This is a genomic window from Prevotella sp. P6B4 (assembly GCF_000619985.1).
Lineage (GTDB): Bacteria > Bacteroidota > Bacteroidia > Bacteroidales > Bacteroidaceae > Prevotella.
Genome location: NZ_JHVE01000017.1, coordinates 50,516 through 71,648 on the forward strand (window position 1 = coordinate 50,516; position 21,133 = coordinate 71,648).

General features: G+C 44.8%; 18 protein-coding genes and 1 pseudogene. 9 read left to right on the plus strand and 10 right to left on the minus strand.

Annotated features, from left to right (window positions below; genetic code table 11):
- Window positions 1-244 precede the first annotated feature (244 nt).
- The gene (locus T491_RS0111475) at window positions 245-796 is read left to right on the plus strand and encodes a hypothetical protein (RefSeq protein WP_028904018.1); all 552 of its coding nucleotides are present in this window, start codon (window positions 245-247) and stop codon (window positions 794-796) included.
- A 155-nt stretch (window positions 797-951) separates the two neighbouring features.
- Here T491_RS0111475 and T491_RS0111480 read toward each other — a convergent pair whose 3' ends face one another.
- The gene (locus T491_RS0111480) at window positions 952-2,538 is read right to left on the minus strand and encodes a PQQ-binding-like beta-propeller repeat protein (RefSeq protein WP_028904019.1); all 1,587 of its coding nucleotides are present in this window, start codon (window positions 2,536-2,538) and stop codon (window positions 952-954) included.
- A gap of 267 nt (window positions 2,539-2,805) precedes the next feature.
- Here T491_RS0111480 and T491_RS16420 point away from each other — a divergent pair, with 267 nt between their 5' ends.
- Window positions 2,806-3,465: a type II CAAX prenyl endopeptidase Rce1 family protein gene (locus T491_RS16420; RefSeq protein WP_051523134.1), complete on the plus strand. Its 660-nt coding sequence runs from the start codon at window positions 2,806-2,808 to the stop codon at window positions 3,463-3,465.
- Between the two features lie 625 nt (window positions 3,466-4,090).
- On the opposite strand, the gene T491_RS0111495 is transcribed toward T491_RS16420, so the two are convergent.
- The 9 genes and pseudogenes from T491_RS0111495 to T491_RS0111545 all read right to left on the minus strand — a co-directional run bounded on the left by T491_RS0111495 (window position 4,091) and on the right by T491_RS0111545 (window position 14,000).
- Entirely contained in the window at window positions 4,091-5,260 is a 1,170-nt protein-coding gene (locus tag T491_RS0111495) for a serpin family protein (protein ID WP_028904021.1), read from the minus strand.
- 16 nt (window positions 5,261-5,276) lie between these two features.
- Window positions 5,277-5,885: a radical SAM protein gene (locus T491_RS0111500; protein ID WP_028904022.1), complete on the minus strand. Its 609-nt coding sequence runs from the start codon at window positions 5,883-5,885 to the stop codon at window positions 5,277-5,279.
- A complete protein-coding gene (locus T491_RS16425; RefSeq protein WP_081773360.1) occupies window positions 5,839-6,510 on the minus strand; it encodes an energy transducer TonB in 672 nt (223 codons plus the stop codon). The genes T491_RS0111500 and T491_RS16425 overlap by 47 nt, the downstream gene beginning before the upstream one ends.
- A gap of 85 nt (window positions 6,511-6,595) precedes the next feature.
- Complete coding sequence (locus tag T491_RS0111510) at window positions 6,596-7,435, minus strand: hypothetical protein (protein WP_028904023.1); 840 nt, start codon at window positions 7,433-7,435, stop codon at window positions 6,596-6,598.
- A gap of 17 nt (window positions 7,436-7,452) precedes the next feature.
- A complete protein-coding gene (locus T491_RS0111515) occupies window positions 7,453-8,364 on the minus strand; it encodes a hypothetical protein (protein WP_028904024.1) in 912 nt (303 codons plus the stop codon).
- Window positions 8,365-8,750: 386 nt separating this feature from the next.
- The gene (locus T491_RS0111525) at window positions 8,751-10,661 is read right to left on the minus strand and encodes a DUF4139 domain-containing protein (protein WP_028904025.1); all 1,911 of its coding nucleotides are present in this window, start codon (window positions 10,659-10,661) and stop codon (window positions 8,751-8,753) included.
- 298 nt (window positions 10,662-10,959) lie between these two features.
- Window positions 10,960-12,243: pseudogene (locus tag T491_RS0111535) on the minus strand (serpin family protein).
- Entirely contained in the window at window positions 12,237-13,145 is a 909-nt protein-coding gene (locus T491_RS0111540) for a M48 family metallopeptidase (protein ID WP_036916010.1), read from the minus strand. The pseudogene T491_RS0111535 and the gene T491_RS0111540 overlap by 7 nt, the downstream one beginning before the upstream one ends.
- Before the next feature lie 150 nt (window positions 13,146-13,295).
- A complete protein-coding gene (locus tag T491_RS0111545) occupies window positions 13,296-14,000 on the minus strand; it encodes an SDR family NAD(P)-dependent oxidoreductase (RefSeq protein ID WP_369699758.1) in 705 nt (234 codons plus the stop codon).
- Between the two features lie 585 nt (window positions 14,001-14,585).
- Between T491_RS0111545 and trpB the strand changes: the two genes are divergently transcribed.
- The 7 genes from trpB (at window position 14,586) to trpA (ending at window position 21,126) form a co-directional block, all read left to right on the plus strand.
- Window positions 14,586-15,791, plus strand: coding sequence for a tryptophan synthase subunit beta (gene trpB, locus T491_RS0111550; protein ID WP_028904030.1), 1,206 nt, complete (start codon window positions 14,586-14,588; stop codon window positions 15,789-15,791).
- Between the two features lie 23 nt (window positions 15,792-15,814).
- Window positions 15,815-17,236: an anthranilate synthase component I family protein gene (locus T491_RS0111555; RefSeq protein ID WP_028904031.1), complete on the plus strand. Its 1,422-nt coding sequence runs from the start codon at window positions 15,815-15,817 to the stop codon at window positions 17,234-17,236.
- A gap of 26 nt (window positions 17,237-17,262) precedes the next feature.
- Window positions 17,263-17,826 (plus strand): aminodeoxychorismate/anthranilate synthase component II, encoded by a 564-nt coding sequence (locus tag T491_RS0111560; RefSeq protein ID WP_028904032.1) that lies wholly within the window; start codon window positions 17,263-17,265, stop codon window positions 17,824-17,826.
- Between the two features lie 51 nt (window positions 17,827-17,877).
- Entirely contained in the window at window positions 17,878-18,876 is a 999-nt protein-coding gene (gene trpD / locus T491_RS0111565) for an anthranilate phosphoribosyltransferase (RefSeq protein ID WP_028904033.1), read from the plus strand.
- Between the two features lie 92 nt (window positions 18,877-18,968).
- Complete coding sequence (gene trpC / locus T491_RS0111570; RefSeq protein ID WP_051523138.1) at window positions 18,969-19,754, plus strand: indole-3-glycerol phosphate synthase TrpC; 786 nt, start codon at window positions 18,969-18,971, stop codon at window positions 19,752-19,754.
- Complete coding sequence (locus T491_RS0111575) at window positions 19,751-20,353, plus strand: phosphoribosylanthranilate isomerase (RefSeq protein ID WP_036916013.1); 603 nt, start codon at window positions 19,751-19,753, stop codon at window positions 20,351-20,353. Before trpC ends, T491_RS0111575 begins: the two co-directional genes overlap by 4 nt.
- Window positions 20,350-21,126: a tryptophan synthase subunit alpha gene (trpA, locus tag T491_RS0111580; RefSeq protein WP_028904036.1), complete on the plus strand. Its 777-nt coding sequence runs from the start codon at window positions 20,350-20,352 to the stop codon at window positions 21,124-21,126. Before T491_RS0111575 ends, trpA begins: the two co-directional genes overlap by 4 nt.
- The last annotated feature ends 7 nt before the right edge of the window (window positions 21,127-21,133 follow it).

Here is a 21,133-nt window from a genome sequence, read left to right on the forward strand (position 1 = left end):
TTTTTGATAACTTCCAAATAAAACTCTTAAAAAAACGGAAATAGCTCTATTCCAAGTGAATTAACCTGATGCATTTAGCTCAATTGAACGTCCTCTATTATGATCGCAATGAGCCTGAAAATGTCCCATAAATCATATAATATGTTCTGAAAGTGTCATTTATGATGGCTAATCTATTATTTTTTAGTATCTATGCAGCCGATAATAACGATTCTAAAAAAAAATAAATCAATTAGTCAGTTATATGAAACATTATTTCTACATCTGTGTTTCGGCATTGCTGCTGGCAGGTGCTACCCCCATGCAGGCACAGACAAAAGCTAAAGCCAAAAGTACAACACAAACTAAGGCCAAAAGCCAGACAAAAACCAAAACCAGCACCACTAAGAGCAGTACTGCAAAAGTTAGTTCCTCTAAGATTCTCTATGTAGAGCCCGAGGATCGTAACTACGCCCAGAACCTGGGCGGGCACATATTCTGGGACTACACAGCCAGAGAAGGTAATGGCCTGCGAACCGACTTTAAATTGAGTAAGGAAGAAGAGAAAGCGCTGATAGCCAAGTATTCGTATAGCACATTCGACGAGGCCTACAAGAATCTGCCCGTACTGCCCGACCCATCAGAGGTTGATACACGTGAGAAAATGACCCGCTATACCACCAGTGTAGTAGGACCGCTTTGCAGCGGCGTCGAGAATATGAATACCGACATTGTGCTTTATAACGAGGCGGCCGATTACGACCGAGGCTCGTGGCTGCTTGAGAATCGGCCCGCTATTCAGCAAGAGGTTGCTTAACCCAGCTCTTCGGCTATTACTATTACCTGATGGATCTCTCCGACATCCCCCTCGTCCGTACACCTAAAACGCAGGAAGGTGCCAAGAAGTTCAAACTCGAAGACTCACCTTGGAAACTGTCGTACCCTTACAACTTAAGAAGAGAAGAGAATAGATTAGTTGAGCGGGATAGAATACAGAGCACGGTTGTTGTGCAGGTAGAGCTTATTGCCGGCTATGCCTACCCTATGGATGGGAATCGTAAGTTTCAGCTCGGGCACACCTTGCAGTGTTACTAACCACACATTCTGCTGACCACCGGCATAAGAAGATATACACATGCGATCGCCAACCATACAGAGTGGCCAATAGAGTGATGATGCAGGGAAATGCTCTGCTGTACGCAGTTCCTTATCAACCATGAGGATATCACCTTTCTCTGTTATGACAGGAAAGAAGATGCCATCAGAAGCGATTAGCTCAAACATGCCGTGATATTTGTAGTCTGCATATACAGGTTGAGTGATGATACCACTCAACTTACCATATTCTTCCACCTGCCATGGTGAGATGGTTACAGCGGAATCGTTGAGTTCGCGCTTATAAGCCAGTGCGTCGTCGAAGAGCATGAAGGCGCCATCAGGTGTCAGCACAGCATCTTCCACCATATCCTTCTTAATACTCAGCATGTTCATAAACCGGCAGGCGCCTGTACGTTTGTCGAACGAAGCGATAAACGGGCGCCCCATCTTTTTGCGGCGTACACCATCCTGCATGCCAAAGCCCAGATTAAACATATAGAGTGTACTGTCGTTGCTTACAATCTGCGAAAAAGCAGAAGTCTTTGACGGCAGGTCATAGCTCCAGACGGTATTCATCATACTATCGAGACACACCACATGCTGACGGTCGGCAAAGTAATAAAGCGAGTCGTCACGAAGCACATTAGAGTACAAGTGGTTAATAACATTCGAGTCGGTCATACCACTCGGATAATAAGAAAAGTAAGGCACGTAAGTACCGCCCGAAACCATAGCACCCGCCACAGCACCACCAACCATCGCCAGTCCCTGCAGTAAAGAGGCTTTTACATCGGTCACACCAGTCTTGGCATCGTAAGAACTCACCTCGCCTGTAAGAATGTTCAATCGGTTAAGATCATCGGCTACCACCAGCCAATGCACAGAGTCCTCACGAATCACATGATTCCACCCCCAATTCTTTACATGAGGTATGTTTACGGTCCATAACTTCTGACCCGAGGTGATGTCGTAGGCACTCAGTTTACCCGAGAGGCGACCTGCATAGCCTAACACGATATGAGTAGAGTCATCGACCTGTGCAGGATAGAATTTTGACTGCCAGATCACCTCGCCGGTATGAGGGTTGAGCATGGTCACCTTGTTATTGTTCTTAACTGTGAGTATACCTCCCTTTGTACAATAGACCGTCGAATTACTAAAGTCGAACGGCTGGGTCCACAGCAGCTTCGACTCCTTCAGGCTATAGGCACCTATATCTCCCTTGAACTTTATCCATTTACCATCTTTGGTAAGGTCACGGAATTTCAGCAGCATATAATCCTGCGACGGGGTGATAACGATGTCGTCCAACCGCCGCCCGAACGTCTGGCAATCGGCTTCAACAACCGTACTATCCAAGGTGAGTCCAACAGGCTCTTTGGTTACATCATCAGCCCTCGCTGATATACTGGAAACTAATAACAACAATGTGAACAGATAGGTTCGTAACTCAATTTTCATTTTCGAAGTAATTTGAATTGTTAAAAAACTCCGGCAAAAGTACACAATATTTCTCAAACCGCCAAACAATTTCGCGAAATTATTGGGGCGGTTTGAGAAAATGGTTACTTCGTGTCAGATATCCATAGGTTTTCACAAATCGGTATTTATTTCGCAAAGATACAAATAAAATCTGATAAATCAATTTTTTTTGGTAATTAACATAATGTTTCGGTTTCATGTAGTATCTTTGCAGCGTGAAACATCAAATTATACATATTTATTATTATGCAGTTATCAGTTTATAAAAGAATCCACATCGGCGCAATAGCAACATTTTACCTGATTGCTCTATCACTACGTCTGATTATACTGGCTGTTGGACACAAGTATCCCACACTCGAGGGTAATTATGCGTTTCAGCTTTCCACAGGACTTGGTCCAATCGTTGGAGCACTCATTGCCATGGCCATTTTCAAACGCCAAACAGCCTACACCATCACGGGCAAGTCTATCTGGAAATCTGTTGTAACCATAGCGGTGCCATGCCTTGTGTTTGGCATTGTCGGAGGATTGGACATGGCAGTATTATGCTTATTGGCATTCACCTATGGCTTGTTGGAAGAATACGGATGGCGCGGATTTTTGCAATACGAGCTCAGACATCTCCCCATGTGGCAATACGTTCTGATCATTACAATCATGTGGTTTCTGTGGCATTTGGACTTGTATCAGCGCAACCTACTGCCATTCTTTTTACTTCTGCTTTTCGCTTCATGGGGAATTGGTAAGGTCGCAACAGATACCCATTCGCTACTTTTCTGCTCTGCATTTCACGGCATTGTCAATTTCTCGAAACACGGGTTGCTTTCCAACACCCCATTCCTGATAGCTTTCATTTGCATCATCATTTTCTGGATAGTTCTGTGGTACTTTATCCGTAGATAAATCACTTTCTACGGCTGTATTACATATTTTTTGAAAAGTACCTAAGGAATTATTGCGCGCTAACTACTTTGCACGTGAAAAATACTTAGAGAAAAAACGACGCATTTTTGATAAGTTTTTGGGATGACAATTTGACATCGGTGACATCGTCACCATTGTCATAAATGATTTAGTGTGATCACCTCCTCCGTCCCCATGACCATTATATCTTGGTATAGTTATGCAAGTATTTCTGTTGATTGATGATGTCGAAGATGATGATCTTCTGTATTTTTGGAAGAGCGTAACTTATAGTTCCCCAAAGTGTTATGACATTTATATTTATATACAAAAGAATAGATAACCACACTCCTATTATTACCAAATCGCGAGCTACAATAGAAAACATACACGCTGCTTTATTCTGAATAGCACGAACTATCAAGTCTGTACTTATCATCGTAATTAATACATCCGTCACAAAGTAAACACATACAAGAATTGGATATACAAAAGCAAATATCGCATACTCACCAAGAATTCCACAAAAAAGCAATAGTGAAAACACAAGGCTCATAACAAACTGCCCTCCAAACATTATAATATGTATCTTACGCATTCCACAAAATATTTTTGCGAGAAATCATCATTTACCTCCGCGATATACTCCTGCAAAGCAGATTGTGCCAAAGCTATCGCGGATGAAGTAGATGAAGGGGCGATTGACACGAAAAACGACTTTGTCTGGATTAGAGGACTCTCCTACAGTAATTAGCGCTGAAGTAGTTACAGCCTCTACATGAGTACCTTCTTCGTCGAGATCGAACTCTATATCTTGCTTAATACTATCTAGCGCAATAGGATCATCGTCAATTAAACTAAAGTTTGCATTGTCAGTAAAGATAATACCTAACCCCATAGCTTTTAGAGCGGGATTAAAATCTATCTGTGATTTAGATCCGAACTTTGGGAAACTTACTTCAATATTGCCATATTTCATAAGAGTTTTAACACTATTATTGTATTTATCCATCGTTAGCCCATTCACTACATCTTCCACAGTTCTGTCCTCATAAGGCAAAAGCACATCCATGCAGAATGAACCTATATAAGGCATGCTGAGAATGGAATAATCGGCATTTTGAGTATATCTGAGATGCTCCTGTTTGTCAGATAGGTACATCATGTCAACAATCGTATATTTATCTTTAGAAATATAGAAGGTGTCGGGCTTGGTGTAGTCAGTCCAGAAACCTTCTGTCCATGCGCCATTGAATATCAGAGTGTTTACAAGCTCTGCAGTCTTGCTACCGAAACCTTCTACAGGTTGACATTTGGCAGAATAATCACGACTTATAGTTTGAAGAAAGTCTGGTTTTATTTCGTGCTTATTATTATAACGAAACAGATTAGATGTATTTAGCGATGCTTTATTAGCTCCAGTCTTTTTATCGATTCCACCCATACCATGTGTGGTCATCATCATACTACTAACGGCATTCACATCAGATAGCAGGAAACTATCCAGCCCCAGAGTCTGCTGTATCAACTGCCTAGTCTCACCATCGGCTCCATTGCTCAAAATCTCGAGAGTATATACTATCCCAAGCGGCGAGAACATGATATCCTTATCTTCGTTTTGAGCAGCCAGTTGTTTTAATAGCTTGATAGAGAAATCATTGGTAGCCCTAATGACTCCATCTCTTGGAACCTCATGATGAGAACCCTCGGAACATGCTACTACGAAAGCAAGCAAAATTAATAGCCCCGATATCTTATAAAGATATTTACCTCTTGTCATATGATTATCTTTCATACTGAGTATTATTGTATTATCGCATGACATAATCAAAACAATCAAAATTAATAAATCCCATCGATTCCAGTTGGGTGCGGCTTTGGGCTATGTCGGTGGGGGTGTTGTAATCGGGGATATGGGGCAGACGGATGGTTATCTTCTGCGCATCTACATGGGCGATGAGCCAACGGAGATTGTCGATAACTTGACTATTATCGACAGAAGTATATCGGCAATAGATGTCGGGATTCATGTCCTTTACGTCTATGATATAGTGGTCGATGTATGGAACTACAGCCTGTAGATGGCGGAGATCTACATTAAGCGATGTTTCGATAGCGATATGCCAGTCATCAGGCTTCAACTGGCAAAAGGCTACTATCTCATCGCTCCTAAGCAATGGTTCGCCACCACCAAAGGTTACTCCCCCATTCGTAGCCTTAAAGTATAGGTCGTCAATCATCACCTCGTTCAATATCTGTTGTGCTTCCATCTGCTGCCATACCCCATCAGGCGTAAGACACTGCTCGTTCAAACAGTATCTGCAGCGCAACGGGCACCCATGGAATGCCACCAGTGTAGTTACGCCTTGGCCATCAGTTGTCAGCCGATGGCGACAGATTCCTATCAGTGGTATCTTCATTGCTTTCGGGAATTTGGAAAGTGATGGGTATTGTATATTTAGTTCTTATAGGTTTATCATTTAATATGGCAGGTTTCCATTTGGGCATAGACTTAACTACACGAACTGCTTCCTCATCAAGCGACGGATCTACACTCTTTGCTATTTTTGTTTCACCGATACTACCATCTTCTTCTACCATGAAGGTAACAACAACTCTACCTTGTACACCATTCTTTTCAGCTATCTCTGGATAATGGGTATTCTCCATCAGATATTCAAACAATTTCTGTCTTCCACCAGGAAATTCTGGCATATCTTCAATAACTTCACCTACAAAAGGTGGTTCAGGTTCTTCTTTCACGATAGACGCTACAGGAATCACTAAAGACTCTTTGTCAAAAGCACAACTATTCAACGCTGCAAAGCCAGCAGAGATTCCAACAACGGCCACAGCCTTGCCTAACTGTCGGCGGATATCCAACTGTTGCTGGATATATCTTACCTCGGCCTCGCATGCAGGACAAGTGCCACGACAGTCGCCCTGATGATGACATTCGCGTGGTTCGTACTCTATCTCATTAGCATCGGCCACCTGCTTACGGATGGTTTTCAGCACGCTACATATAGATTTCCCTCTTGACATACAACTAAGGTAGGTTTATTATTTCTTTCTGCCGACAAAGATACACACTATTTCTGAATCCGCCAAATATTTTTGCGAGAAATGATTACTTTTTCAAATACTCGTCTCTGCCAGGGAATGTCATATCGCCAAATGCAGGTGAACCATACTCGAATACTACCCTATGATTATAAGGGATGTATCTGACATCTTTTAAGTAATGCTTATAATTCTCGTTGCCCATTGAATCTGGAAAGATTACAAAATAATATGCACTCATGCTTACTCTTCTGAAACCTATCTCTATGGCTCTATTGTCTTCGCTGGGGACATGAACAGAGAAACATCCTAAAGCATCAAGACGATTCTTAAGTTCATTCAATTCTTTATCGTCGATGCCCATTTCTCTTTGTAGGCTTCTGATATTCACGCCATCTTCGAACTCCACATGATAATCATACCCATCATTGACTATACTGCGAGCATAATTGCACAGACTATCCAATTCCGCCTTATGAAATTCGTAATAAGACTGCATGATAACAGGATTGCATCTGCGTTGCGGGTATTCTAAAGCAAGAAACAAAAGAAAGAACACCATATTAAACGCTGTAATACCCAACGTGATGAAATGTCTAAAACAGCTAAGTTTTCTTGAAGTGAATATGGTTATAAGCGCTAACGGTATAAAAATCCAACCACCAAGCAACAATATCCAAATCAGCATGTAGTCCATCTTCCACATAACCAATAAGATAAAGGTAATGCCAAGCGATGGAAGAATATAAAAAACAGAGAAAACTACAGCTGCAATTTTATCAATAAGATTGGTACAATTGCCAAATAGCAGATTTTCTCTATCCCTTTTCTTTCTATATACATATAGCACAGTTACTATTGCTATAATTAGGCTCAGGATGATTGTTATCTCAAATCTGTTATTCATATATGGTTATATCTTTTCTACTCATGCAATGGATATTTCTTTAATAATGTTTTATATAACGGGTGGGGATTTTTGTCATATGCTAAATGAAAATACCAACAGTATGAATAATAGTCTTTATTCTTCTTTTTACTAGTAGATAGTGCCTGGTCTATAACGTTATAACTCCACCGTGTATTAAAGTTTATCAATGCATCGAACACAATAAGTACTGTATCACGATAATCGAATGCTCTATCATGTTCAATTTTAGATAGAAGTCGGATAATCTCCTGCTTATCCTGCTCTTTATGATACTTTGCCAAAGCTATCAGTGCTCGCTTGTCTTGTTTATACAATTGTCGGAGACGATTCTCGTATTCAGGCTTTGCTGGTAATTTCCGATATAATTCGTGTGGATAGTTGAGTTTTGAACTATTTACAGAATACAGAACGGCACTGTCAATTCGTATTGAATCTTCTATAGTAACCTTACTTCGTACTCTGTTGCCCAACATCATTGATATTCTGATATCAGAGACACTCTCAGCTTGTCCACAAATTCCATCTGAAGTTCCAACAAGAGTGATATCATCAACCTCAGAAATAGTCAGGTTTGCAGCCTCGTGCGGATCCTTCATCAGAAGGGCGCGAAAGGCAATCAGACGCTCGATGGCATCTTTATGTTTAGATGCAAATTGTATCAATTCTGCAACGGAGGCATGAGCATATAAGCTATCAGATTTTATCCATTGAGGTGATACCTCTTTAATAGTACCACCCTTTCTGATAGTATGAAAAGTCCTTTCCTCTCTTACTACTTTCATAGCCTCAGATTTAGATGGTTGATTCTTTTGATCACTGGATAAATTTAGTACTATCAGTGATAGCATTAGCATAACCACCACAACGATTGGCACATACCAAAATCTAATAATAATTCTTTTCATTGCGTCAACACACTGAACTATAATTCGTCATTTTATATTACGAAAGTCTTTGATTATCTTGAATGAGATAATCATGTTTATGATGGCAACGGCCATAGCGATTATCGGCAGGAAACACTCCGTATGGTTTGATGCTAAGAAGAACGTCATGTAACACAATAGTATTGCACCAATTAATGTCAGTGCAGAATAGGAAGCCAGGCCGAAAGAGGACGCGATAGAAACTTTACGCCCACCGAATATATGGCCTACTAACGACAAAATTAATAAGACAACGACAAATAAATGTCCTAAATGCCGAATTCCAAGTGCCAATAAGACACACAACTGAATCAACCACCAAATAGGTATAATAAGATTCGCCTTTGTATGTTTCATCGTTTTTACTATTCGATATTAAGACGGCGGTTCTTGGGATATTTTACTTTGTATTGCAGAATCAGGTCACGATGCTCGCCGGGCTGGAGCTGTAGTGGCCATTTGATGATGCCGGTCTTCTTATCATACTGACCATCACTAAGTTCTTCCATGATTACCTCGATACTGGTATTACGCGAGATGGGGGCCTGATCGAACACTGTGATGTTGACACTCTCCTGACGATTGTTCTTTACGGTGATACGCCACTTCAAAGTCTGTTCCTGATTACTACCAAAGAATCGACGCGTAGAGCTCTCGCTGACCTTGGTGCGCTGTACACGGATGCTCTGGTCGCGTCCCATCGAGAAGTGGAGTGTGTCACTACTTACGTTAGGATCGAGAATACTCTTACCCACAAACGAATTATCAAAAAAGACGTTGGCCTCGCCCTCCATCAGGTTGAGTTTCTGCCAATCGGTTGCATCGGCCACCAGGAACGACTCTTTGTCAATCTTCGGTATGCCACGATACTCGTATGATGCAGGCAACTGATGACGGGCAATCTCGGTAGTAGTTGTCTTGCCGCCATCAGGCAATGTCAGCAACTGCTTGATATCGAACTCATAGCCGAACTGTGCTTGCTGCTGATTGACGGCAATCACTTCGCTCTCGTTCAATTCCTCTTCTACAGCGACACCTCGTACCACTGGTATGCTCTCTTTGGCTTTCAATATTTCGCCGTTAGACTTAGATTTGTGTCCCTTCTTTGATACGCCATAGCCCACAACTACAACTTCTTGAAGTGATGCTTGGTCTTCCTTCAGGCGTATGTTGAGCGTAGAACCAGGTTCTACAGTATGTGTCTGGCTAACATAGCCTACGTATGAGAACATAAGTTTGCTACTGTTTTGCGGCAGCACAATGGAATAATTACCATCTATATCAGAAACAGTACCAAGATTAGTGCCCTTTACTATTACTGAGGCTCCAATCAATGGATCGCCATCACCGGCCGCCACGATCTTTCCGCTTACAACATTGCTGCCGTCATTCTCTGTATTATATGAAGGAGCCGACAGACCATAATCCAGCCAGTAAGTCTTAAGCTGTGGCGCAACATTTGAACGATTAGGGTTGGATGATGAGAGTGTTACGGGCACGTTTTTCCATTCTTCCTTGGTGTTCTGATAGATATTGGCCTTGTACGACAGTTGCAATGGTTCTTTGGTGCTGTTAGAACGTACATCGTAGCTGGGGAACCAACCTGCATTCTTAACATAATAGGTTATGTCGAAATCGGCACGACCGGTCTGTTTGGCATCTACCTTCACATCAATCTCGGTGACGCTCTTCAACTTCTGTTTTGCTATTGAGTCGCAGGTATCTTGCTTGCGTTTCAATTCATCATTCAGTTTTTGCAACTGCTCTTCTAGTTCCTGACTGCGTTTCTTAACCGAAAGAACCTGTTGTGCATAGTAGGCATTCAGTTCCTTGATGTTTGCCAATGGTGTAGCCACTGTTCGCCCAGCTACCGAACAGTTGATCTTTACCAGTTCCAGTTGTGCAGTCAGCATCTCTTGTTCATCCTTAGTCTGCTGGATACGATGCTCCACAGCCTTTACATCATCCTCAGCAGCACGCAATTTCTTGACTTGTGCAACAGAGTCTGGATGAGCAGTTCGCTCACTTATGCCTAATATCGTAAGATGGCCTTTGGCCTTTACCTGCAAGCTCTTTCTGTCCATATACGGAGAAAAGCCTGTAAACGTAACTACTTGTTCGCCAGGCACCAGGATTACACTCTTGGAGCGCTCCACCTGTGCACCATTAGTAAACACTGTAACCTTGTTAATCGAAGCAGTCTGCTTCTCAACAGCCTTAGTCATAACTGCCACCATCAGGCAAAGGGCAATCAACATTTTGCGCTTAATATTCATACCGTTATAGGTTTTATCAGTTTCTTAAATTCTGCAGGCAAAGGTACGCACAATTCTTCATTCCACCAAATAATTATGCGATAAAAATGAGAATTGATTATTTTTGGATAACAATGGTGACGATGTCACCATTGTCATATATGATTTAGTGTGATCACCTCCTCCGTCCCCATGACCATTATATCTTGATATAGTTATGCAAGTATTTCTGTGAAAACACAAGGCTCATAACAAACTGCCCTCCAAACATTATAATATGTATCTTACGCATTCCACAAAATATTTTTGCGAGAAATCATCATTTACCTCCGCGATATACTCCTGCAAAGCAGATGGAACCGAAATAGTCACGGATGAAGTAAATGAAAGGACGATTGGCATAAAACTCTGCCTTGGTGGGGTTGCTCAATGCACATAATGTAACAAAAGAAGTAGATGTAACTGCCTCTACATGAGTACCTTTTTCATCAACATCAATTTCGATATTCTGCTTCATCTTATTGATATAAAGTGGGGATTCGCTCATTAAACTAAAGTCAGCTTTCTTCGAAAAGATATCTGTGAGTCCCATTTCTTACAACAGATACTTAATATCAATCTCTGATTTTACGTGGAACTTTGGAAAACTAACATCTATAACATCATACTTTTTAAGTACTTTGGTACTATTTTTATACTGTTCCATATCCATCTGTCTTATCAGACTATCAACTGTCAGATCCTTATTTGGCAGTATTACATCCATATAAAAGCTCCCAACATAAGGCATACGCAGTATGGCATATTTATTATTCTGCATATACCTAAAACATCCCTCTTTTTCTGTTATACTCATCAAATTAACAATTCGAGCCTCATCCTTTTTTATATAGAATGTATCTGGTTTAGTATCGTAAAATTCCTGAACCCAGGCACCATTAAACAGCAATGTATTGATGAGATAAGCATCGGCATTTGCATCAAATTCCAGCGGGATTTCATTGATAGCCCCATGATTATTTTCTTTATTCCAAGCTTTTACAATGCTTTTAGCATCATCCTCGTTCTGATACGACAGACAGTCAGCAAAATAATCATGACCGATTGTATGTATATATTCTGGCTTTATAGTGTGTTCATCACGATGAAGTAGCAAATTTGATGATTTCATGAAAGCCGTTTTGGTAGCAAGAAATTCGGCTACAGAATCTTTTGCATGGCAAAGCATCATTTTGCGTCTTAGCGCATTGATATCGTCCTGACTGACCTGGCTTGTACACAGTTGTTGCTGCAGCTGTTGTTTAATATGTCCGCCTGTACCATTGCTGATAATATCGAGCGAATATACCACACCTAATGGGGAAATAATAAAATCCTTATCTGTATTATTGGCTGCTAGCAATTGAAACAGTTTGAAGGAGAAATCATTTGAAGCACGGATAATTTCACGTTCCGATTCGCTAGTTGTATAACTCACATCAGCATGTTCAGCCGCATCTTCTACAGTTTCACGTGCACTACGGCAACCACTACACACTGCAACGGAAGCCAGCGCTACTATAATTTTAATTATATCTCTTTTCATTACTTTCTTCATCACCATGATTTTGCTTCCTTAATTCGCTGTTTTGCAATATCCTCAATCTCGCTGTCGCCACACTGCACCAGCTTGCTATAATATTTCACTGTTTGCTTTTTATCGCCCTGCGTGTAATATATGTGAGCAATGTTTGATGCCACTATGATGTCGTCTGGATTATCTTTGTATATAGACAGGTAGAGTGGTAATGCTTCTGAATAACGATTAGCGATGGCAAGCAACGACGCTTTATCTGAACGAAAGATTATGTCGGAAGGATACAATTGCAACATTCTGTCGACCAATTGCTGTGCAAAGTCGCTTTGTTCTGCATCAACCAACTGTACAAAATAATCCTGCATACTATCCTTAAATACGTATACACCATCCTCTACCGGTTGATTTAAAGTCCAAAGCCATCTGTTTCCGTTTTTCTCCGAATAGTCTATAACACGCCATAGTTCCGTTATAGCCTCAGAATAATGGTCTTGTCTGAATAACATTGTAACTTTGCCCAAAGGCAAATCTAACCTGTCGGGATAAAGTCTGATTGCCACATCCAATTTCTGATAACCTATCTGTATGATAGAATCATTAAACGCCTTAGTATCATACATGTATCCAGCCACTACGCCCGTACTATCTACAAATTGAAGCGCTTTCTGGTTATCTTCTGGTGGTATAGTAGTGAGGGTTACTACATCGGTCAAAGCTAACTTTATATAATAGTTATACCATGCTGCATATACATCTGGCGATTCAGGTTCAGCCTGTTCCCATTGTTCTATTATCGCCTTCAACACACGTAAGTCGCTGTCTTTAGCGCACGATAGGTATTTTTCATACCACTCGTTTTCGGATACGGTTGCACCATAGGATAACTGCGCTATCACGCACGCCAGAAAAAGAATCAATAGTCTATTCATACTTAATATAGGTTTTTATCAGTTTCTTAAATACACGCCACAAAGGTACACATATATTTTCAAACCGCCAAAAAATTAGGTAAGAAAATAACAAAATCTCCAGCCGCAAGATTAACGACTGGAGTTTTTATCTGTTATGAAAGATTTCTATTATTCCTCTACAATGGGGTAAAGCTCGATAAACTCGCCTTGGTGGTTCTGGCCATCATTGATCAGTTCGGCGGTCTTCTGGCCTACGGTTTCTATATCGTGGAATCCGGGCAGCGCCATATTACCATTCAGATCGGTGGTGGTGGGTCCTGGGTGTACAGAGAAAATCTCTACAGGCGTATTGCTCTGCTTGAACTCAATGGCCATTACGCCCATCATGGCATTCTGTGCAGCCTTGCTGGCTACGTAGGCTAACGGGTGCCAATAAGGGCTGATTTCTGATGGTACGGTGATGTTTACGATTCGCCCATTATTCTTAGCCATCAATGGTATCAGCGCCTTGGTAAGTGCGAATGTGCCGATAAAGTTCACATCGAGCGTCTCTTTGATCACGCTTATCTCTGTATGCTCACTATCTACGCTCATGTCGCCAGGAATACCGGCATTGTTAACCAGGAGCGATAGTTCCGGATACTTCCCGCTTACTTCCTTGGCAGCCTGTTCAACACTATCAAGATTGGCCAATTCGATGTTTACCCATCCCAGCACATCAATGCCTTGTCCCTTCAGTTCGCTAATCGCTTTCTCTGCGCGCTGCTCATCGCGTGCGCCAATGATTACACGCCAACCACTAAGGCCCAGATGTTTTGCTATTCCAAATCCGATGCCCTTGTTGGCACCTGTCACTAATACCGTTTTCATCATCTTATTTCAGTTTAAATGATTAATTCCGCCCGCAAAATTACACACTATTTCTGAATCCGCCAAATGTTTTTAGAAGAAAAATGCAGTTAAAAGGCTTAACGAAAGGATAGCTTTCGGGGGGCGAAAGGTATGCTTTCGAGGTGCAAAAGCTACGCTTTCAATAGTCAAAAGCTATGCTTTCGCAAAAAGTAAGAGTGCGTGCCTTTACGGCGTACGCACGTGAGTATGCATTTATGACTCATTTATGAAGCAATCATGAAGCAACTTTGCCGAACATCTGTGTAATCATACAGTTCGCCCCATAAAAAGTAAGCAAAAAGCAACTTTTGCTAACATTTTATTAAAAAAGTTGGCAAAATGTTTGGCGGTTTGAAATGAAATACTTACTTTTGCAGCCGAAATGTTATAAAGGCAACATAGAATATGAATAGAATTCAGAACAACTATTGGTGGTGGCAGAGCTCGAGATTAAACAGTCGCGAGGTTTAATGCCGTATACCTATAGCTATAGTATAAAAAGGCTCGTCGCGACAGCGGCGAGTCTTTTTTTTGATTAAACAATGAAAATTGAAAATATAAATAGATATGGAGAATTATTTTGCTGACGAGAAAGGTTTTTACGGAGAGTTCGGAGGGGCTTACGTGCCCGAGATACTCTACAAGTGTGTGCACGACCTGCAGGAGGCCTATCTGCCCATCATTGAGAGCGCAGAGTTCAAGGCTGAGTATCATGCCCTGCTGAAGGATTACGTGGGTCGCCCCAGTCCGTTGTACTATGCCAAGCGTATGAGCGAGCACTACGGCTGCCAGCTCTACCTGAAGCGCGAGGACCTGAACCACACTGGTGCCCACAAGATCAACAACACCATCGGACAAATCCTGCTGGCCAAGAAGATGGGCAAGACCCGTATCATTGCTGAGACAGGTGCCGGACAGCATGGCGTGGCTACCGCTACAGTTTGCGCACTGATGAACATGAAGTGCGAGGTGTTTATGGGTGCTACCGACGTGGAGCGCCAGCACACCAACGTGGAGCGCATGAAGATGCTGGGTGCTGAGGTACACCCCGTACGTACTGGTAACATGACCCTGAGCGATGCCTGCTCGGAGGCTATCCGCGACTGGTGCTGTCATCCTGCCGACACTTTTTATATCGTAGGCAGCACCATGGGTCCACATCCCTACCCCGACTTGGTAGCACGCATGCAGAGCGTGATCAGCGAAGAAATCAAATGGCAGTTGCAGGAGAAGATTGGCCGCGATTATCCCGACTATCTCATCGCCTGCATCGGTGGCGGTAGCAACGCAGCCGGTACCATCTACCACTACGTGAACGAGGAGCGCACCAAGATAGTACTGGCTGAGGCTGGCGGACACGGCTGGCAGACCGACTACACAGCAGCTACCATCCATAAAGGCACAACAGGCATTCTGCACGGTTCGAAAATGCTGGTAATGCAGAACGAGGACGGACAGATACAGGAGGCCTTCACCATCTCGGCAGGACTGGACTATCCCGGCGTGGGTCCCATGCACTGCAACATGGCCAAGAAAGGTCGCTCGCAGGTATTGAGCATCAACGACGACGAGGCCATCTACGGCGGCTACGAGCTGACCCGCATGGAGGGTATCATCCCCGCTATCGAGAGTGCTCACGCCATCGCAGCCCTGAAGAAACTCACATTCAAGAAAGACGACGTGGTAGTGCTGACCATAAGCGGTCGCGGCGACAAGGACGTAGAGACTTACTTGAAGAATAAAGCCATGGCTGGCGAGTACGGGAAGTTTTAATTGAACATTGAACATTGAACATTATGAGTACATTCAATTATACAACAATATCGAAGACGATCCTGGCGGATCTATATACACCAGTAGGCGTGTATATGCGACTGCGCGACCTGTATCCACAGAGTGCGCTGATGGAGAGTTCGGACTATCACGATAAGGACAACTCACGTTCGTTTATCGGCATTGAGCCCATGGCCAGCGTGGCAATCGGTCATGGCGTAGCTACCATCACCTATCCTGACGGCAGTACCCTGCAGCACGAGGTGAACAAGGACTATCGCTCTGACAAGGCCATCCACAAACTGATAGACCGCATTCACGTGGAGGGCGACGATGCCAAGGTGTGCGGACTGTTCGGCTATACATCGTTTAACGCGGTGCGCTATTTCGAGGATATCAACGTGAAGGACGAGACGCAGGCCAAGAACGATGCGCCCGACCTGCTGTATATACTCTACAAGGTGGTGATCGTGTTCGACCACTTCAACAACACCTTGAAGATTGTGTCGCTTGGCGGCGAGGCCAAACTCGATGCCGTGATGAAGGCCATGAACAAGGCCAATGTGCAGGCATACGACTTCCACCCCGTAGGCGATGTACGCTCAACGCTGACAGACGATGAGCATCGTGAGAACATCCGCCGAGGCATCAAGCACTGTCTGCGTGGCGATGTGTTCCAGATTGTGCTCTCACGCCGATTTATCCAACAGTACGAGGGCGACGACTTCAAGCTCTATCGCGCACTGCGCAGCATCAATCCTTCGCCATACCTGTTCTACTTCGACTTCGGCGGTTTCCGTATCTTCGGCTCATCACCTGAGACACACTGCAGAATTGAGCCATCACCCAACACAAAACAATCAAAACCCGCATTCCGCGCATATATCGACCCCATTGCCGGTACCACAAAACGTACGGGCGATGCTGAGGCCGACCGACGTGGCGCAGAGTATCTGCGCAACGACCCCAAGGAGAATGCCGAGCATGTGATGCTGGTAGATCTCGCACGTAACGACCTCTCAAGAAACTGCCATGGTGTGACAGTCGACTTCTACAAGGACCTGCAGTACTACTCGCACGTCATCCATCTGGTGAGTCGCGTTAGTGGCGAACTCGATGAGGGCGCTAATCCTATCAAGGCGTTTATCGACACCTTCCCCGCAGGCACACTCTCAGGCGCACCAAAGGTACGCGCCATGCAGCTCATCAGCGACTACGAGCCTCACAACCGTGGTGCCTATGGTGGCTGTATCGGCTACATCGGACTGGACGGTTCGTTGAATCAGGCCATCACCATCCGTACCTTCGTAAGCCGTAACGGTGAGCTGTGGTTCCAGGCAGGCGGTGGCATCGTGGCTAAGAGCGATGTGGAATACGAACTGCAGGAAGTAAACAACAAACTTGGCGCCCTGCGCAAGGCCATACTACAGGCTGAGAACCTTTAATCAATGAACATTGAAGATTGAACATTATGAAGATCGTTATAATAGATAACTACGACTCGTTTACATACAACCTGAGTCATTTGGTAAAAGAACTGGGTGCAGAGGTAACCGTGCTGCGTAACGACCAGTTCAAGCTCGAAGAGCTGGAGCCATATAGCAAGATTATCCTGAGTCCCGGTCCTGGCATCCCCTCAGAGGCAGGTCTGCTGCTCGATGTGATCCGCACCTATGCCGGCAAGAAGCCTATCTTGGGCGTGTGCTTGGGCCATCAGGCCATCGGCGAGGTATTCGGCGGCAAGCTGGAGAACCTGAGCGAGGTGTTCCATGGCGTGGCTACACCCTGTCATATCACAAGCGACGACCCACTCTTCAGCGGTATCAGTCGCGACATCACCATCGGCCGCTATCACTCATGGGTGGTATCGAAAGAGAATCTACCCGACTGCTTAGAGGTAACCGCCGAGAGCGACGAGGGGCAGATCATGGCGCTACGCCACAAATCGATGAACATCCGTGGCATACAGTTCCACCCCGAGAGCGTGCTCACGCCCGACGGCAAGAAAATGCTGCAGAACTGGATGTTTCTTTAACATTGAACATTGAATATTGAACATTGAACTTTAAATAGTATGGCACAGACAATGAAAGACATCCTGAACAGGATGCTGAACCACGAGGAACTATCTCGTGAAGAAATGAAGAATATCCTGATTGGTATCACCCAGAGTGAGTTTCCCAACGAACAGATCACAGCGCTGCTCACAGCCCTGCAGATGCGTGGCGTAACAGTCGACGAACTGTTAGGTTTCCGCGATGGTATCTTAGAGACTGGCGTGCCAGCCATCCTGAATGCCGACCGCTACATCGACGTGGTTGGTACAGGTGGCGACCGCAAGAACACCTTTAACATCTCTACCACCAGCTGCTTTGTGATTGCAGGTGCAGGCTATAAGGTAGCCAAGCACGGTAACTATGCCGCCACTTCGGTATCGGGTGCTTCGAACGTAATCCAGCATCACGGTATCAAATTCACTGATGATATCGACAAGCTGAACCGCTCGTTGAACGAGGCTGGTATCGTATATCTGCACGCCCAGCTGTTTGCCAAGGCCATGAAGTTCGTTGGTCCTATCCGCAAGGCGCTGCAGTTCCCAACCATTTTTAACTTGCTGGGCCCGCTGGTTAACCCATCACAGCCTCAATGTCAGCTGCTCGGTGTGGCCAATCTCGACCAGATGCGCCTATACAACCAGGTGTATCAGAAGATTGGTATCGACTACGGTATCGTGAACTCTATCGATGGTTACGACGAGATTTCGCTGACTGGCGACTTCAAGGTAACCACCAAGCAGTACGAGCGTATCTTCAAGCCCAGCGACTTAGGTTTCGAGATAGCCAAGCCCGAGGAGCTGGTGGGCGGCGCTACCGAGGAAGAGGCCGCACAGATCTTCGACAGCGTACTGGAGAACCGTGCACTGCCTGCCCAGAAGAACATCGTTCTGGCAAATGCCGCCTTCGGTATTCAAGTACTGGAGAAGGGCCAGAAGAGCATCGAGGAATGCGTGGAGATTGCCCGCGAGAGTATCGACAGCGGCGCTGCCCTCAGAACATTCAAGAAATTCGTTGAGCTCAATAGTTAAAATTTAGCAACGGATCACAGGACTTAAGGACTTTTTCATTTAGGATAATCAATCCTGTTAGTCCTGTAGTCCGCTGCAAAAAGAGAAATATCATGGATATCCTGGAAGAAATTGTAGCGCATAAGCGCATGGAGGTGGAATTGGCGAAGGCAGCCGTTGCCCCACAAGTGCTGTACAAACAGGTAGAGGCAATACTCGACTTCAGTGTGGCGTCGATGAAGCAGGCGCTGACAGCATCCCACTCGGGCATCATCGCCGAGTTTAAGCGCAAGTCGCCCTCAAAAGGATGGATCAAGGAGGACGGACAGCCCGACATCATTCCCCTGAGCTATCAGCAGAACGGAGCAGCAGCTCTGAGCATTCTGACAGATATGAAATATTTTGGCGGGTGCGACGATTTTATCCGCACTGCCCGTCATAGCGGGGTGAACATCCCTATCCTCTATAAGAACTTCGTCATCGACGAGTATCAGCTGTTTCAGGCCCGTCTATGTGGTGCATCAGCCGTGCTGCTGATTGCAGCCGATTTATCGGTAGCCGAGTGCCGCAGCCTGCAGAACACCGCCCACCAGTTAGGCTTAGAAGTATTATTAGAGATACACTCCAAAGAAGAATTGGAATACGCTGATTTAAAACCAGATATGTGCGGCATTAATAATCGAAACTTAGGTTCTTTTATCACCGATATCGACAACTCATTCCGCATGGCAGAGCTACTGCCTGAGGAGGCTGTCAAGGTGAGCGAGAGCGGCATCTCAAACCCTGACACGGTCAAGGCTCTTCGTGAGGCCGGATTCCGCGGATTCCTGATTGGCGAGAACTTTATGAAGACCGCCAACCCAGGAGTGGCATTACATGAATTTATAGAACAACTATGATCATTAAGATTTGCGGCATGCGTGAGGCCGATAACATCCGTGAAGTGGAACGATTGGGTATCGATATGATGGGCTTTATCTTCTGGCCCAAGTCGAGCCGCCATGTCAGCGAGAAACCCGCCTATCTGCCTATCTACTGCAACCGTGTAGGCGTGTTTGTTGATGAGGATATCGAGGTGGTGAAACGCACAGCCGACGAATATGCACTCGACATCATCCAACTGCACGGGCATGAACGCCCTGATTATATCAAACAGCTCAGTGGCTACAAAGTGATCAAGGCCTTCAACATAGCCACAGCAGCCGACTTTGCCCTGACAGAAGCCTATCAAGGCGTAGCCAACTGTCTGCTGTTCGACACCAAAGGCAAGAGTGTTGGCGGCAACGGCGAGAAGTTCGACTGGACGGTACTCAAGGCCTACAAAGGCGACACTCCCTTCCTGCTGAGCGGTGGCATCGGGCCTGATGATGCTGAACGGGTGAACAAGTTCTACCACAGCAAATGCATCGGCATCGATCTGAACTCACGCTTCGAAACAGCCCCAGGGCTCAAAGACGTTGGAACATTAAAAGCATTTATAAAAGGTTTAAATATATGAATAAGATCAATCAACTCTTTGCTAACAGTCAGGACCAGAAGCTCCTGTCACTGTACTTCTGTGCCGGTTGTCCTACACTCGAAGGCACTGCCGACGTGATACTGACCATGCAGCGTCGTGGCATCGCCATGATTGAAGTAGGCATTCCCTTCAGCGATCCCTTGGCCGACGGTCCTGTGATTCAGAGCGCAGCCACACAGGCACTGAAGAACGGTATGAACCTGAAGACCCTCTTCGCCCAGTTGAAGACTATCAAGGACCAGGTAGAGATTCCCTTGGTACTGATGGGCTATCTGAACCCCATACTGCACTACGGCATCGAGGCATTCTGCCAATCGTGCGTAGAGAGCGGTGTGAGTGGCGCCATCATTCCTGATCTGCCCTTCAAGGACTATCAAGAGGTAGTCAAGCCTATTGCCGACAAGTACGACCTGCGTATCATCATGCTCATCACGCCAGAGACGAGCGAGGAGCGCATCCGCTTCATCGACGACAACACCGATGGCTTTGTATATATGGTATCGAGCGCAGCCATCACTGGCGCCCAGAAGAATTTCGACGATGCTAAACAGGCCTACTTCCGCCGTATCAACGCCATGAATCTGCGTAACCCACGCATGATTGGTTTCGGCATCAGCAACAAGCAGACGCTCGAGGCTGCCCAGCAGAATGCAGCAGGCGCCATCATCGGCTCGAAGTTCGTCACACTGCTCAACGAGAGCAAGAATGCCGACGAGGCACTCGACAAGCTGTTCGAGGCGCTGCAAAGTTAACGTTTAC